This is a genomic window from Phenylobacterium sp., from assembly GCF_030681155.1.
Lineage (GTDB): Bacteria > Pseudomonadota > Alphaproteobacteria > Caulobacterales > Caulobacteraceae > Phenylobacterium.
The window spans coordinates 43087-57614 of the sequence record NZ_JAUXXE010000068.1 but is presented as its reverse complement, the minus strand read 5'-3'; the positions used below and the strand labels follow the sequence as shown (position 1 = coordinate 57614).

Below are 14528 nucleotides of genomic sequence, written 5' to 3'. Positions count from 1 at the left end.
CCTGGATAAATCGACTGGGCCAGATCTGTCTCGTCAAAGGTGATCGTGCGTCAATTCTCCCCTATATAGCCCCGCACCATGAGCCGTCCGTTCCTGAAGATGAACGGGCTCGGCAACGACTTTGTCGTGGTCGAGGCCCGATCCGCGCCCTTCGCGCCGACGCCCGAAGAGGTGCGCGCGATCGCCAACCGCGAAGGCGGGATCGGCTGCGACCAGCTCGTCTCGATCGAACCCTCGCAGGCCGCCGACGCCAAGGTGCGGTTCTGGAACGCCGACGGCGACGAGGTCGGGGCCTGCGGCAACGCTTCGCGTTGCGTCGGCTGGCTGTTGATGGAGGCGTCCGGCGCCGACCAGGCGGTGATCGAAACTCGCGGCGGCCTGCTGACCGCCACCCGGGCCGGCGACAAGATCGTCAGTGTGGATATGGGCGAGCCCGGTCTCGACTGGCGCCAGATCCCGCTGGAAGAAGAGATGGACACCCGGGGCGTCGAGCTTCAGGTCGGGCCTATCGACAACCCGATCCTGCACACGCCAGGCTGTGTCTCGATGGGCAATCCGCACGTGGTGTTCTTCGTGCCCGACGTCGAAACCGCGCCGGTGCGCGAGGTCGGTCCGATGATCGAGCATCACCGGCTGTTTCCCGAGGGCGTCAATGTCGGCTTCGCGCAGATCGTCAGCCGCGAACGCATCCGACTGAAGGTCTGGGAACGCGGCGCGGGCTTGACCCAGGCCTGCGGCACCGGCGCCTGCGCGGCCCTGGTGGCGGCCTATCGGCGCGGCCTGGTTGACCGCAAGGCGACCCTCGTGCTCGACGGCGGCGAGTTGGTGATCGAATGGCGCGAGGCTGACGGCCACGTGATCATGACCGGGCCGGCCCAGGTCGATTTCACCGGAAATCTGCCGTGAGCGCCGAGCACGACATGCCCGCGAGCGACGCGGTCGAAGGTGGCTTCACCATCGTTCCGCGCGCAGCTTCGCGCGAGGCCGGCGGCGTGGACATCGTCACCTTCGGTTGTCGCCTCAACGCCTATGAGAGCGAGGTCATCCGCGCGCGGGCCGCCGAGGACGGGCTGTCCAACGCCATCGTGTTCAATACCTGCGCGGTGACAAACGAGGCCGTGCGCCAGGCGCGCCAAGCCATCCGCAAGGCGCGGCGGGAAAATCCCGACGCCAAGCTGATCGTCACCGGCTGCGCCGCCCAGATCGACCCGGCCGCCTTCGCGGCCATGACCGAGGTGGACCTGGTGCTAGGCAACGCTGAGAAGTCCCAGGCTGGGGCCTATGCCGACACCGCGCCAGACTTGCCCGACGCTGGCCGTGTGCGGGTCAACGACATCATGAGCGTGCGGGAGACCGCCGGCCACCTGATCGACGGGCTGAAGGATCGCGCCCGGGCCTATGTCGAGGTCCAGAACGGCTGCGATCACCGCTGCACCTTCTGCATTATCCCCTATGGCCGCGGAAACTCGCGGTCGGCCGCGGCCGGCGAGGTCGTCGAGCAGGTCCGCAAGCTGGCGGCTCAAGGCTATCTGGAAGTCGTCCTGACCGGCGTCGACATCACCAGTTGGGGCGCCGACCTGCCGGGCCAGCCGACGCTAGGCCAACTGGTCGCCCGGATCCTGAAGCTGGTCCCCGACCTGCCGCGGCTGCGGCTGTCGTCCATTGACGCGGCCGAGATCGATCCGGACCTGATGCGCTGCCTGGCCGAGGATTCCCGGCTGATGCCCTATCTGCATCTGTCGCTGCAGGCCGGCGACGATATGATCCTGAAGCGGATGAAGCGCCGCCATTCGCGCGGCGACGCCTTGAAGCTGATCGCCGATGTTCGCGCGGTCCGTCCCGACACCGCCTTCGGCGCCGACCTGATCGCCGGCTTCCCGACTGAGACCGAGGAGATGTTCGAGAACACCCTGCGGCTGGTCGAGGAGGGGCAGCTGTCCTTCCTGCACGTCTTTCCGTTCAGCCCGCGTCCCGGCACGCCCGCCGCGCGCATGCCCCAGCTTCAGCGTCCGGTGATCAAGGAGCGCGCCGCGCGCCTGCGCGCCGCCGGCGAGGCCGCGTTGGCGCGTCACCTTGAACGTCAGGTCGGGCGGACGATCACCGGTCTGGTGGAGCGTTCGGGCGTCGCCCGGGCCGAAGACTTCACCGAGATCGTCTTCACCGGCGAGGCGGCCATCGGCTCTATCGTTCCCCTGCGGATCACCGGCCACGATGGCCACAAGGCGGTCGCGGAAACCACCGCGTTGGAAGCGGCCGAGTAGCGATCAGGGGGTCTTGTCGCCGCCGCGCCCCGGAAAGGCCGGCAGCATCCAGCCCCAGAAGATCGCCGCAGCGCGCACCAGGAAGGCTGCGACGAAACCGCCCATGCCGGCCGAGAAGTCGGACAGGCCCAGGGCCTCCAGCGCCACGAAGACGCTCGCTCCGACCAGGGCGCAGCTCACATAGAGTTCGCGCCGCAGCAGCACTGAGGGCTCATCGGCCAGGACGTCGCGGATGATGCCGCCGAAGCAGGCGGTCAGCACGCCCATGACGATCGCCGAGATCGGCGGGACGCCCAGCGCGCTGGCCTTGGCCGCCCCGACCACGCTGTAGGCGGCCATGCCCAGCGCATCGAGCCACAGCAACACCTTCAGCCGCGCCTGGCCGGTCCCGAAGACCCAGACCGCCACCGCCGCCAGCATGCAGGCGATCAGATAATCGGGCCGGGTGACCCAGAACACCGGGGCGTCCAGCAGCAGGTCGCGCATGGTCCCGCCGCCGACGCCGGTCACGGCGGCGAAGAAGCCGAAGGTGACGATGTCATGCTTGCGTTGGGCCGCGGCCATGGCCCCGGTGGCGGCGAAGACGGCCACCGCGGCGTAGTCCAGCCAGATGAAGACCGAGGCGAGAGCGTCCATGCTTCGATCCTCTATCGCGCAACCCATTGACGAGCTAGAAGCGGCTCATGACCGAACCAAAAAAGGGCTGGTTCCAGCGCCTGACCGACGGCCTTTCGCGCTCGTCGAAGCAGATGACGGAACAGGTGGTCTCCACCTTTACCAAGCAACCGCTGGACCAAGCCAAGCTCGACGAGCTGGAAGAGATGCTGATCGAGGCCGATCTCGGCCCGCATTCGGCCGCCCGCATCACCCAGCGCTTCTCCGATGAAAAGTTCGGCAAGAGCGTCGACGAGAGCGAGATCAAGGAAGCTCTGGCCGAGGCCATCGGCGCCGAGCTCGAAAGCCGCGAAGGCCACTTCGATCCGCTGTCGGGACCCAAGCCCTATGTCGTCCTGTTCATCGGGGTGAACGGCTCAGGCAAGACCACGACGCTGGGCAAGATCGCCGCCGATCTCACCAATCGCGGCGCCAAGGTGCTGATCGTCGCCGGCGACACGTTCCGCGCCGCCGCTGTCGAGCAACTCAAGGTCTGGGCCGAGCGCGCCCGCGCCGACTTCATGTCGCGGCCGACCGGGTCGGACGCCGCGGGCCTGGCCTTCGACGCCATCGAGCGGGCCAAGGCCGAGAACTACGATGTCGTGTTGATCGACACCGCCGGCCGCCTGCAGAACAAGCAGGGCCTGATGGACGAGCTCCTGAAGGTGATCCGCGTGGTCAAGAAGATCGACGCCGACGCCCCGCACGAAACCCTGCTGGTGCTGGACGCCACGGTGGGGCGCAATGCGCTGGCCCAGGAAAACATCTTCGGCAATCAGATCGGCGTGACCGGCATCGTCATGACCAAGCTGGACGGCACGGCGCGCGGCGGCGTGCTGGTGCCCGTGGCCCAGGCCTCGGACAGCCCCATCAAATTGATCGGCGTGGGTGAAGGGATCGAGGACCTTCAGCCCTTCAAGGCGCGCGCCTTCGCCCGTTCCCTCGTCGGCCTGGAAGACACATGACGCTATCGCCCACCGCACGGAAATGGGTGCGGGCCGTCGTCGATTTCGGCGGCCTCGCGGCTTTCCTGGTCGCCTTCTTCTATTTGAAATCGGCGGGCATGCCGCAGCAGCAGGCCCTTGTGCAGGCGACCTGGGCGTTGGTCGCCGGCTCGGCGGTCGGGCTGGCGATCGGCTTCGTCGTGGAGCGCAGGATCGCGCCGTTCCCGCTGATCGGCGGGCTCGCGGCGCTGTTCTTTGGGGGACTGACGCTCTTCTTCCATGACCCGCGCCTGTTGAAGATCAAGCCGACGGTGATGAACACCGCCTTCGGCGTCATCCTGCTCGGCGGCCTGGCCATGCGGAAGAACCCGCTGAAGCTGCTGATGGGCGAGGCCATGCAGATGCCCGACGAGGGCTGGCGCAAGCTCACCCTCAACTATGGCCTGTTCTTCCTGGCCCTGGCGGTGCTGAACGAGATCGTCTGGCGCACCCAATCGGAATCCACCTGGGTGCTGTTCCGCTTCCCGGGCCTGCTGATCCTGTCGGTGGTGTTCTCCTTCGCCCAGGTGCCGCTGATGATGAAGTACGCCAAGACCGACGAGCCGCCGCCGCCCCACGTCGAGTAGTTGTCGCGCGCCCCTAGCGCTTGCGCCGCCCACTGACCATCTGTCGTCAAACCGACACCATGGGCCGGTAGGTTCCGGACAAGTCGACAAGCGGGGCGTCAGCCGATGGCCAAGACCAAGTCGCAGGACAAGTCGCGTAAGGGGCTTCCGGCCCTCGATAAATCGCCCAGCCATCTGCTGCATCGGGCGCTCCAACTGGCTCTCGATATCTATGCCGAGGAACTCGGCGTTGGCGGGATCACCCAACGACAGTTCGCGGTGCTGAGCGCCGTCGAGGCCTATGAGGGCCTGACCCAGACCGATCTGGTGAAGATCACCGGCATTGACCGCTCGACCTTGGCCGACATGGCGGCGCGGATGATCGCCAAGGGCCTGCTGGAACGCGAGCGCTCGGCCTCCGACGCCCGGGCCAATGCGGTCAGCTTGACCCAGGCAGGACGCGAGACGCTCGAGGAAGCGCGGCCCAAGATGGCGGCCGCCGACGCCAGGCTGATGCGGTTGCTCTCGGCGACCAAGCGCGAGGCGCTGGTGGGCAGCCTGCGCGACCTGATCTCGGCGGGAGAGCAGACCGGCGCCCCGATCCTCGTGGTTCCCAAGCCCGAGAAGAAGCCCAAGGCCGAGAAGCCCAAGAAGGCGGCCAAGCTGGCCAAGGCCGACAAGCCGAAAAAGAAGAAGCTGAAGAAGGCCGCCTAGGGCTCAAGGCGTGTCATCCCGGAAGCCGTCCGGCGGCTGTCTGGAACCGCCACCCGCAGTCTGTGCCGAGGCCGCGCCGCCTGCCTCTGCTCGGCGCCGCGCTGGCGGCGGCCGGCTCGAGCGAGGCGCGCGGGGAAAGAGCGCGCGCCTCGCTCCCCCGTCAGACCAGGTCGCTTTCCTCGTCGACGGGGGCTTCGTCCTCGTCAGGTCTGGCGAATAGGGACCAGCCAACGAACAGGCCCAAGCCGCCAAGCCCGGAAAATACGAGGCGAGCCGTCAGGCTGAAGGCGTCGGCCTTGCCGAGCGACAGCAGAAACAGCACGCCGCCACCCAGAAGCGCGAACAGGAACAGTTTCAGATGGCGAGGCATGCGACGCCTCCCCGTCCGAACGATTGGCGCGCATGCGAAGGGGGCGGCTGCGCGGCCGCGTAATTGATTGTCATCTTCCATAGTTCCCAGAAGGCTCTGCCCGAGGGGCGAGCTTTTGAAGCCGGATGTGTCTTGGGCTGGGGCTAGGAGGCGGAGGGGGGTTCGCGGGCTCTGAAGCTGGTCTTGGGACGCGCGGCGATCACGGAGGCGCAGGGCGGCGCCAGCGTCTCTAACGCGCTTTCAGTCCGCCGATGCGCGAACAGTGCATCGACGCCGCCGAGGACAGGCAGCGAGACTGGTCCAGGGGCTTCGTCGTTGCGAACTCCCCATGCGAACTGCGCACGCGGCGAGAGATGGTGCGAGTAGTGCGTTGTGCCTTCGATCGACCACTTGGCCGAGCCGTGATCGGCGGCGAATGCGGCGCTGGGAGGCGCCAGCAACCACGTCCATGAAAGGACGAGGAGCACCTGGAGAAGGCGCGCTGCGGGCGTTCTTCGTGCAGGGGTTGCTATCGACGGCACGCAGCCTTCTAGCTCGTCAGCCCCATTGCGGCCAATCACGAAGCGGAGGCTGGCGGAAGGCCAGGCTCGGGCGCGTTTGCCGGGTTTGGCGCCTAAACCCGGATATCCAGGATCGAGCCCGGCCGCAGGATCTTCTCCGGCGGGTCGGCGGGCAGCGACGAGGGCATGCGATGCACCGGCTTTGCGCTCGCCTGAGGCTGAGCTTGAGATTGCGCGGCTGCGCGCGGCTGCGCGGCGACGGCGGGCGCGCCGGTGGCGGCCGCGAAGAAGGCGCGTTGCGCTGCGCCGCGAGCCGAAGGCTGCGCCTGGACCGGTTGCTGGGTCGTCGGAAAGATCGGCGGACGGATCGTGCTCACGGGCGCGCTTTATGGTTAACAGAGCCTTCGCCGAACCTGATAGGCGCCGTCTCAAAAATTAGTTAACGGCCGAATGGTTAATTTCGAGATCCGTTGTGGGGGCGGGGTTTGCGCGCCCGTTAACCATGAAAAACTTGGTTAATTCGCGCTTGGTTAACGCTGGGCTTTCGCCAGCAGATCGCGGGCGGTTTGAGCGGTGAGGGGGCCTGTGTGCTTGGCCAGGACCTTGCCGTCAGCGCCGACCAGATAGGTCTCCGGCACTCCGGTCACCCCCAGTTCGATCCCCGCCCGTCCGTCGCGATCGACCAGCCGCTCCGCATAGGGATCGCCCAGCCGGCCCAGGAAGGCCTTGGTGTTTTCGGGGGCGTCTTTGTAGGCGACGCCGACCACCCGAACGCCTTGCTTCTTCAGATCGACCAGCACCGGATGCTCGATCTCGCAGGGGGCGCACCAGGAGGCGAAGATGTTGACCAGCACCGGGGCCGGCGCGGCGGCGTCCAGCAGGCGGATCGGTCGGCCGGTGTCGAGCGTCGGCAGCACCAGGTCGGGAAGCTGCTTGCCGACCAGTGCGTCCGGCTTCACCTGAGGATCGCGCTTCAGGGAGAACAGGCCGAACAGCAGGCCCAGAGCCACGAGAGCGGCCAGGGGTGCGATTGCGAGCCAGCGGTTCATTTGTCGTCTTTCTCGGCGCGTCGACGCCAGTGGCGCGACTGCGCCAGGGAAAACCAGAGCATCGCGACGAAGATCAGGGCGGTGAGGCCATAGGCGGGCCAGACGAAGGCGGCGTAGGCGCCGGCGTCGAGATCGAGCATGTGTCTAACCCCTGGCCGCGCGCAGGGCGGCGGCTTCGGCGCGGCGGCGCCAGACCTGGGCGCGGATGCCCACCAGCCACAGCGAGCCGAAGGCGGCCATATAGGCCAGGCCCATCAGCAGTAGCGGCCACAGGAACTCGGAAGTCATCGCCGGGCCGTCCTTGCGGAACACCGAGGCGCCCTGGTGCAAGGTGTTCCACCAATCGACCGAGAACTTGACCACCGGCAGGTTCACCGCCCCGACCAGGGCCAGGATCGCGGCGGCGCGTGCGGCCTTCGCCTCGTCGTCCAGCGAGGCGCGCAGCGCCATATAGGCCAGGTAGAACAGGAACAGCACCAGCACCGAGGTCATGCGCGCGTCCCATACCCACCAGGCGCCCCACATTGGTCGTCCCCAGAGGGAGCCGGTGGCTAGCGCCAGGAAGGTGAAGGCCGCGCCGAGCGGCGCTGCGGCCTTGGCCGCTGCATCGGCCAGGGCGTGGCGGAAGACCAGGGATAGGAAGCTCGCGCCGGCCAGGCAGACATAGACGAACATGCTCATCCAGGCGGCCGGGACATGGATGAACATGATGCGGACGGTGTCGCCCTGCTGGTAGTCCTCGGGAGCGGTGAAGCCGAGCCAGAGGCCGGCCATGGCGAGGATCACCGCGATGGCGCCGAACATCGGCGCGGCCCAACGCGAAAAGGCCATGAACCGCTCAGGATTCGACAGGAAGGCCGGCGCCGGGATCATGGGTGCGGATTAGCCTCCGGAGCGCCGCGCTGCAAGAAGAGCCTCGCCGCGGGGCGACAGCCGATAGCCGACCTCCAGGCTCTCGGTGAGCCCCAGGGCCTTCAGTTTTCGGACATCGACCTTCAAGGGCAGGGTCTCACGGCCAAGCCGTGCAGCCAGGTCTGGCGCGCGAACGCCGGGATTGGCGGCGATGAGGTCGAGGGTGGCGCTGGTCCAAGGGGTCTTGGCGTCAAGCTTGGCCAGTCGATGCTCAACGGCTTGGAGGGCGGTTTGCGAGGTGTCTGTACGCAAGGCTTTGCGGGGATCTTCGCCGATCAGCCGAAAGGCGATCCGGTGGATCGGTTCTGCGCCCGGCAGATCGGCCTGCAATGCCTTGAGCGAGCCGTAGCCGGCGCGCTGGGCCTGGCCCTGGTCGATCACGTCGGGTGAGACGATCTCGACCTCATCGATCGCCAGCACGCCGATGGGCGTCGTCAGGGTTCCGCCGGCGCGAACGGTCGGCTTGCGCCACCTGCGGAAGGCCAGGGTGACCTGACCCTCCGCGATGGCCGTCAGGACGGGCGCCTTGAACAGCATCTCCCGTCCATATCACGATCAGCCGTGACCGCCGCCCATCGGGCCGCGACCGCCCATGCCGCGATGACCGCCGCCCTTCATGCCGCCGCGCGGGCCCATGGCGTCGAACGCCTTTTGCTGGCTGGGCGAAAGCTGGGCGTAGAACTTCTTGGTCGCCGCCGCTCGTTGGTCGAACCGGGCCGTGCGTTCCACCAGGCGCGCGCGCTGGGCGTCGAGGCGTTGGGGCGTGGTCATGGCGGCGAATTGCTCGCGTCCGCCGCGTCCACGCTCAGTCGCGCCGGCCGGCGGCTTGCGGGAATCCAGGAAGGCCTTCAGCGCCGGCTCCTGCTCGGGCCGCAGTTGCAAAACCGCGCGTAGGCGTTCGGCATGCTTGGCCGCCATGGCTGCGGGATCCATGTGGCGGCCTCCGCGCGGGCCGCCGGGCGGACCTGCCTGCGCGCCCTGCGGGGGCGCAGGCGGCTGTTGGGCCAGGCTGGATCCGGCGAAGCCGCCGGCCAGGAGGACGCCGCCGAGCGCCAACGGCGCCAATCGGGTCAATTTCATTGTTTCGAACTCCAGTCTTCACATCCCTCAGGAGCTTGAACGAGGGCGGTGGGTGGAATCCGTCGCGACATGGGCGGTTTAGTTTCCCCCTCCCGGATCGTCATGGCCGACCGCTTGTGTCGGCCATCCATAAACACCGCGTCTGGGGACTGTCCTGGCCGGCTTGCGTCTATGGATCACCGGACAAGAGCCCGGTGATGACGATCAGATTGGGGGAACTGAAGCCGCTAGCTCAGGGCGTTGCGGCAGGCCGCGGCCATGGCGATCGGGCCGAGCGCCACGGCGGCGCTGGCATAGGCCGCCAGCAGGGCGAAGCCGGCCTTCCAGGGCAGGCCGCTCGAGAAGGCGTCCAGCGCTCCGCCGCCGAAGATCACCGGCGGCACAAACAGGGGCATCACGATCACCGCCGTCAGCAGGCCGCCGCGTCGGGCGCCCAGGCTCAGCGCCGCACCAATGCCGCCGACGAAGGCGAAGGCTAAGCCCCCCATCAGGGCGCAGACGAAGATCAGCGGCGCGAGGGAGGGCTGGGCGCCGAGCGCGATGGCTGCCAAGGGCGCCGCCAACGCCAGGGGCGCGGCGGTGGCGACCCACTGGCCCAGGCATTTGATCGCGCAGACCAGCTCCAGCGGCACGGGCGACAAGGTGATCAGGTCCAGAGCGCCGTCCTCGTAGTCACGCTCGAACAGCCGGTCGAGGGAGAGCAGGGCCGAGAGCGCCAGCGCGACCCACGCCGCGCCAGGCGCGATGGCCGCAAGTCTGGCCGGTTCCGGGCCCGTCGCCAGTGGCAACAGGGTGGCGACACCGGCATAGAAGGCGACCGACACCAGAGGTCCGCCGCCGCGTCCCCAGGCCAGGGTGACTTCGCGCGAGAGCAGCGCCATGGCGCGGCTCATTCGCCGGGCTCCTGGAAGGCTTCCTCGGGGGCGAGGATCTCCAGCGGCCGGGCGGGAATCGGCAGGGGGTCGTGGACGGCGGCCACGATCATCCCGCCGCTCGCCAGATGGTGGCTCATCATCTCGCCAAACCGCACGCGCCAGCCGGCGTCCAGTGGGCTCAGCGGCTCGTCCAGCAACCAAAGCGATCGGGGCGAGGCCAGCAGCCGCGCCAGGGACAGCCGCCGGCGCTGGCCGGCCGACAGGCGGCGAACTTCCAGGTCCAGCAGACGCGTCAGGTCGAGCACGGCGGCCGCGTCCTGCGCGGCCTGCTCACTTCCGCCGGTCCAGCGGGCCCAGAACGCCAGTTCCTCCCAGGCTGTGCGCGCCGGCTTCTGGCCATCCTGGTGTCCGGCCAGGTGCATATGGTTGGCGCGGGCCTCGCCGGCGTCGATTTCGCCGAACCCGACAGTCCCGGCCTCGGCTTCGACCAGACCTGCTATCGCCCGCAGCAGCGTGGTTTTGCCGGCGCCGTTGCGACCGACCAGGGCCGCGGCCTCGCCTGCTTGGAGCCCCAGGTTCAGGCCCGAAAACAGCAGTCGCCCGCCCCGCCGCAGGGCCAAGCCATCAATGTTGAGCGTCGTGATCACCCGCAGTGCTCTCGCACTGCATGGACGGTTAGGAAACTAGGGGTTATGACGCGCGCGGCCGTCGCCACCTTGGGGGGCGTACGCGGCGCAGGGGCGAACGCTGTGTGTCCGCCTCGAAAAGCGCGCGATCCCCGAAGTGGTTCAAGAGCGGCCGCGAACAGAGGAAGGATCCCTGATATGGCGTCTAACGACAGCCTGAAGACCCGCCGCGAACTTACGGTGGGCGATAAGACCTACGTCTACTACAGCCTTCGCGCCGCGGAGGAAGCCGGTCTTTCGAACGTGGCGCGTCTGCCCGTCTCGATGAAGGTGCTTCTCGAGAACCTGTTGCGTAACGAAGATGGCTCCACCGTCGGCCCCGACGATCTGCAGGCGCTGGCCGCCTGGCTCGACAACAAGGGCTCGGTCGAGCACGAGATCAGCTTCCGTCCGGCTCGCGTCCTGATGCAGGACTTCACCGGCGTTCCGGCCGTCGTCGACCTGGCCGCCATGCGCGACGCCATGACCAGCCTCGGCGCCGATCCGGAAAAGATCAACCCGCTGAACCCCGTCGACCTGGTCATCGACCACTCGGTCATGGTCGACCACTTCGGCACCTCCAAGGCCTTCGGCGAGAACGTCGAGCGCGAGTACGAGCGCAACATCGAGCGTTACCGCTTCCTGCGCTGGGGCTCCTCGGCCTTCAACAACTTCCGCGTCGTGCCGCCCGGCACCGGCATCTGCCACCAGGTGAACCTGGAGTACCTCGCCCAGACCGTCTGGCTGAACGAGGACGCGGGCGAAACTGTCGCCTATCCCGACACCGTCGTCGGCACCGACAGCCACACCACCATGATCAACGGCCTGGCCGTCCTGGGCTGGGGCGTCGGCGGCATCGAAGCTGAAGCGGCCATGCTGGGCCAGCCGATCCCGATGCTGATCCCGGAAGTCATCGGCTTCCGCCTGTCGGGCTCGATGCCGGACGGCGCGACCGCCACCGACCTGGTGCTGACCGTCACCCAGATGCTCCGCAAGAAGGGCGTCGTCGGCAAGTTCGTCGAGTTCTACGGCCCGGGCCTCGCTGGTCTGACCCTGGAAGACCAGGCGACCATCGCCAACATGGCTCCGGAATACGGCGCCACCTGCGGCTTCTTCCCGGTGACCAAGGCCACCATCGACTATCTGCGCGCCACCGGCCGTGAGGCCCATCGCGCCGACCTGGTCGAAGCCTACGCCAAGGCGCAGGGGATGTGGGTCGAGGCCGGCGATCCGGATCCGATCTTCACCGACAGCCTGGAACTTGACCTCGGCTCCGTCCTGCCTTCGCTGGCCGGTCCGAAGCGTCCGCAAGACCGCGTGCTGCTCTCCGACGCCGCCGCCGAATTCAAGTCGGCCCTGGCCAAGGACTTCGGCAAGCCGGAAGGCGAAGCCCGTATCCCGGTCGCGGGTGAGAAGTTCGACGTCGGCCACGGCGACGTGGTGATCGCCGCGATCACCTCCTGCACCAACACCTCCAACCCCTCGGTGCTGATCGCCGCGGGCCTGGTCGCCAAGAAGGCGGTCGAAAAAGGCCTGAAGGTGAAGCCGTGGGTGAAGACCTCGCTCGCCCCCGGCAGCCAAGTCGTCACCGACTATCTGAAGGCCGCCGGCCTGACGAAGTCGCTGGACGCCCTTGGCTTCAACCTGGTCGGCTACGGCTGCACCACCTGCATCGGCAACTCGGGTCCGCTGCCGGAAGCTATCTCCGACGCCGTCAACCAGGGCGACCTGGTGGCCTGCTCGGTGCTTTCGGGCAACCGGAACTTCGAAGGCCGCGTGAACCAGGACGTGCGCGCTAACTACCTGGCCTCGCCGCCGCTGGTCGTCGCCTACGCCCTGGCCGGTTCGATGAACATCGACCTGGCCACGGAGTCGCTCGGCGAAGGCAAGGACGGCAACCCGGTGTTCCTGAAGGACATCTGGCCGACCTCGGAAGAGATCGCCGTGCTGCAACGCAAGCACGTCACCCAGAAGATGTTCGCCACCCGCTACGCCGACGTCTTCAAGGGCGACAAGAACTGGCAGGGCATCAAGGTCGCTGGCGGCCAGACCTACACCTGGGACATGGGCTCGACCTACGTCCAGAACCCGCCCTACTTCCAGGACCTGAAGATGGAGCCGACCCCGGTCGTCGACATCGTCGAGGCCCGCGTGCTCGGCGTGTTCGGCGACTCGATCACCACCGACCACATCAGCCCGGCCGGCAACATCAAGGCGACCTCGCCCGCCGGCGTCTACCTGCGTGAGCACCAAGTGCCGGCCACGGAGTACAACTCCTACGGCGCGCGTCGCGGCAATCACGAAGTCATGATGCGCGGCACCTTCGCCAACATCCGGATCCGCAACAAGATCACCCCGGAAATCGAAGGCGGCGTGACCAAGCACTTCCCGTCGGGCGACGTCATGTCGATCTACGACGCGGCGATGCGCTACCAGTCGGAAGGTCGTCCGGCGGTGGTGTTCGCGGGCAAGGTATACGGCACCGGTTCGTCGCGCGACTGGGCGGCCAAGGGCACCAAGCTCCTGGGCGTTCGCGCGGTCATCGCCGAGAGCTTCGAGCGTATCCACCGCTCGAACCTGGTCGGCATGGGCGTGCTGCCGCTGCAGTTCACCCAGGAAGGCTGGCAAAAGCTGGGCCTGACCGGCGAAGAGATTGTCACCATCCGCGGCCTGACGGAGCTTTCGCCCCGCAAGCAGCTGACGGTGGAGATGTATCGTCCGTCGGACGGCCGCATCGCCCGCTTCCCGGTCCGTTGCCGGATCGATACGCCCACCGAGCTTGAGTACTTCAAGAACGGCGGCGTCCTGAACTACGTCCTGCGCAACCTCGCGCGCTCGGCGGCCTAAGACTGCGCCCCTCCCGGACACGGGAGGGGCGAGACTAACTGGTGGAGGGGGCCCGCCGCGCGGGCCCCCTCCTTCGTTTCCCACCCTTGGCCCTTACGCTGGTCACACCTTGTTGAAGCCCAAACCGCAGGGAAGTCCGCTTTATTGCGCCACGATGCGTAAGGCCGCGCTTTTCAGCCTCCTCCTGTGCGCCCTGCCGCTTTCGGCGACCGCGAAGTCGCCGGTTGTGGTCGAGTTGTTCACGGCGCAGGGCTGCGCCTCCTGTGGGGAGGCCAACGCCTATCTCGGCAAGCTTGCCGAGCGGTCGGGCATCCTCGCGCTCACCTTCCCGGTCGACTATTGGGACTATCTCGGTTGGTCGGACACCTTCGCCAAGCCGGAGTTCACCGAGCGCCAGAAGGCCTATGTGGCGCGCCTGGAACTGCGCGAGCCCTATACGCCCCAAATGGTGATCGACGGCCGCGCCCAGGCCGGCGGCTTGCAGACTGAGAAGGTCGATCGTCTGGTCGCTCAGGCCGCGAAATCGGACACGCCTTCCCCCGACATGGCCTTCATAGGGCCGCGCCGCGTCGATGTCGGCTCCGGTCAGGTGCCGCGCGGCGGGGCCGAGGTCTGGCTGGTGCGCTACGAGCCGCGCGAGCAGGACGTGGTGGTCAAGAAGGGCGACAACCGCGGCCAGACCGTCGCCCACCATAATGTGGTCCGCGAGATCAAGCGCCTCGGCGCTTGGCGCGGACGCCCCACCGCCTATCGCCTCCCCAATGATGGTGAAGACGGCCTATCGACCGTAGTGCTGGTCCAGGCCAAGGGCGGCGGCCGCATCCTGGGTGCGGCCCGGAAGAACTAGGCCGCGCTGCCTTTTCTCCGCTCATCCCGGCGAAGGCCGGGAACCAGGTCGTGGAGCGCAAGATTTCAGAATTATCCGCCAGCATCGGGCTGCATCTGGGTCCCGGCCTTCGCCGGGATGAGCGGATTTGGAATGGCTCTAGGCCGCGCCGGGTTCAGGTCCGTATTTCAAGAAAAGCATAGTCCAGACACAGCGAAGCCCGCGC

The 14528-nt window shown here is 67.6% G+C and carries 17 protein-coding genes; 7 read left to right on the top strand and 10 right to left on the bottom strand.

Going from position 1 to position 14528, the window contains the following annotated elements:
• Nucleotides 1–78: 78 nt before the first annotated feature.
• Nucleotides 79–906 carry a diaminopimelate epimerase gene (dapF, locus tag Q8M13_RS17250; protein WP_305301336.1) on the top strand — a complete coding sequence of 276 codons (828 nt, stop codon included), beginning with the start codon at nt 79–81 and terminating at the stop codon, nt 904–906.
• A gap of 14 nt (nt 907–920) precedes the next feature.
• Complete coding sequence (gene mtaB / locus Q8M13_RS17245; RefSeq protein ID WP_370870096.1) at nt 921–2261, top strand: tRNA (N(6)-L-threonylcarbamoyladenosine(37)-C(2))-methylthiotransferase MtaB; 1341 nt, start codon at nt 921–923, stop codon at nt 2259–2261.
• Nucleotides 2262–2264: 3 nt separating this feature from the next.
• Here mtaB and Q8M13_RS17240 read toward each other — a convergent pair whose 3' ends face one another.
• Nucleotides 2265–2897, bottom strand: coding sequence for a trimeric intracellular cation channel family protein (locus tag Q8M13_RS17240; RefSeq protein WP_305301334.1), 633 nt, complete (start codon nt 2895–2897; stop codon nt 2265–2267).
• 47 nt (nt 2898–2944) lie between these two features.
• Here Q8M13_RS17240 and ftsY point away from each other — a divergent pair, with 47 nt between their 5' ends.
• The 3 genes from ftsY (at nt 2945) to Q8M13_RS17225 (ending at nt 5178) form a co-directional block, all read left to right on the top strand.
• The gene (gene ftsY / locus Q8M13_RS17235; RefSeq protein ID WP_305301333.1) at nt 2945–3880 is read left to right on the top strand and encodes a signal recognition particle-docking protein FtsY; all 936 of its coding nucleotides are present in this window, start codon (nt 2945–2947) and stop codon (nt 3878–3880) included.
• Nucleotides 3877–4485: an inner membrane-spanning protein YciB gene (locus Q8M13_RS17230; RefSeq protein WP_305301331.1), complete on the top strand. Its 609-nt coding sequence runs from the start codon at nt 3877–3879 to the stop codon at nt 4483–4485. Before ftsY ends, Q8M13_RS17230 begins: the two co-directional genes overlap by 4 nt.
• Before the next feature lie 105 nt (nt 4486–4590).
• Nucleotides 4591–5178 carry a MarR family winged helix-turn-helix transcriptional regulator gene (locus Q8M13_RS17225; RefSeq protein WP_305301329.1) on the top strand — a complete coding sequence of 196 codons (588 nt, stop codon included), beginning with the start codon at nt 4591–4593 and terminating at the stop codon, nt 5176–5178.
• A gap of 160 nt (nt 5179–5338) precedes the next feature.
• Here the strand turns inward: Q8M13_RS17225 and Q8M13_RS17220 are convergent, their stop codons facing one another.
• From Q8M13_RS17220 to ccmA, 9 genes are all read right to left on the bottom strand, one after another.
• Nucleotides 5339–5548, bottom strand: a complete 210-nt coding sequence (locus Q8M13_RS17220) for a hypothetical protein (protein WP_305301326.1) — start codon at nt 5546–5548, stop codon at nt 5339–5341.
• Nucleotides 5549–6161: 613 nt separating this feature from the next.
• Complete coding sequence (locus tag Q8M13_RS17215) at nt 6162–6425, bottom strand: hypothetical protein (protein WP_305301325.1); 264 nt, start codon at nt 6423–6425, stop codon at nt 6162–6164.
• Between the two features lie 153 nt (nt 6426–6578).
• Nucleotides 6579–7097 (bottom strand): DsbE family thiol:disulfide interchange protein, encoded by a 519-nt coding sequence (locus Q8M13_RS17210; protein WP_305301324.1) that lies wholly within the window; start codon nt 7095–7097, stop codon nt 6579–6581.
• Complete coding sequence (gene ccmD, locus Q8M13_RS17205; RefSeq protein WP_305301323.1) at nt 7094–7237, bottom strand: heme exporter protein CcmD; 144 nt, start codon at nt 7235–7237, stop codon at nt 7094–7096. Before ccmD ends, Q8M13_RS17210 begins: the two co-directional genes overlap by 4 nt.
• Nucleotides 7238–7241: 4 nt before the next feature.
• Entirely contained in the window at nt 7242–7970 is a 729-nt protein-coding gene (gene ccmC / locus Q8M13_RS17200) for a heme ABC transporter permease CcmC (RefSeq protein ID WP_305301322.1), read from the bottom strand.
• Between the two features lie 9 nt (nt 7971–7979).
• Nucleotides 7980–8546, bottom strand: coding sequence for a hypothetical protein (locus Q8M13_RS17195; protein ID WP_305301320.1), 567 nt, complete (start codon nt 8544–8546; stop codon nt 7980–7982).
• Nucleotides 8547–8564: 18 nt separating this feature from the next.
• Nucleotides 8565–9089, bottom strand: a complete 525-nt coding sequence (locus tag Q8M13_RS17190) for a Spy/CpxP family protein refolding chaperone (RefSeq protein ID WP_305301318.1) — start codon at nt 9087–9089, stop codon at nt 8565–8567.
• A gap of 227 nt (nt 9090–9316) precedes the next feature.
• Nucleotides 9317–9982, bottom strand: coding sequence for a heme exporter protein CcmB (gene ccmB, locus Q8M13_RS17185; protein ID WP_305301317.1), 666 nt, complete (start codon nt 9980–9982; stop codon nt 9317–9319).
• Nucleotides 9979–10611, bottom strand: a complete 633-nt coding sequence (gene ccmA / locus Q8M13_RS17180) for a heme ABC exporter ATP-binding protein CcmA (RefSeq protein WP_305301316.1) — start codon at nt 10609–10611, stop codon at nt 9979–9981. Before ccmA ends, ccmB begins: the two co-directional genes overlap by 4 nt.
• A 177-nt stretch (nt 10612–10788) precedes the next feature.
• Between ccmA and acnA the strand changes: the two genes are divergently transcribed.
• Nucleotides 10789–13476, top strand: a complete 2688-nt coding sequence (gene acnA, locus Q8M13_RS17175) for an aconitate hydratase AcnA (protein ID WP_305301315.1) — start codon at nt 10789–10791, stop codon at nt 13474–13476.
• Nucleotides 13477–13630: 154 nt separating this feature from the next.
• Entirely contained in the window at nt 13631–14323 is a 693-nt protein-coding gene (locus Q8M13_RS17170) for a thioredoxin family protein (protein WP_305301314.1), read from the top strand.
• Nucleotides 14324–14528 lie beyond the last annotated feature (205 nt).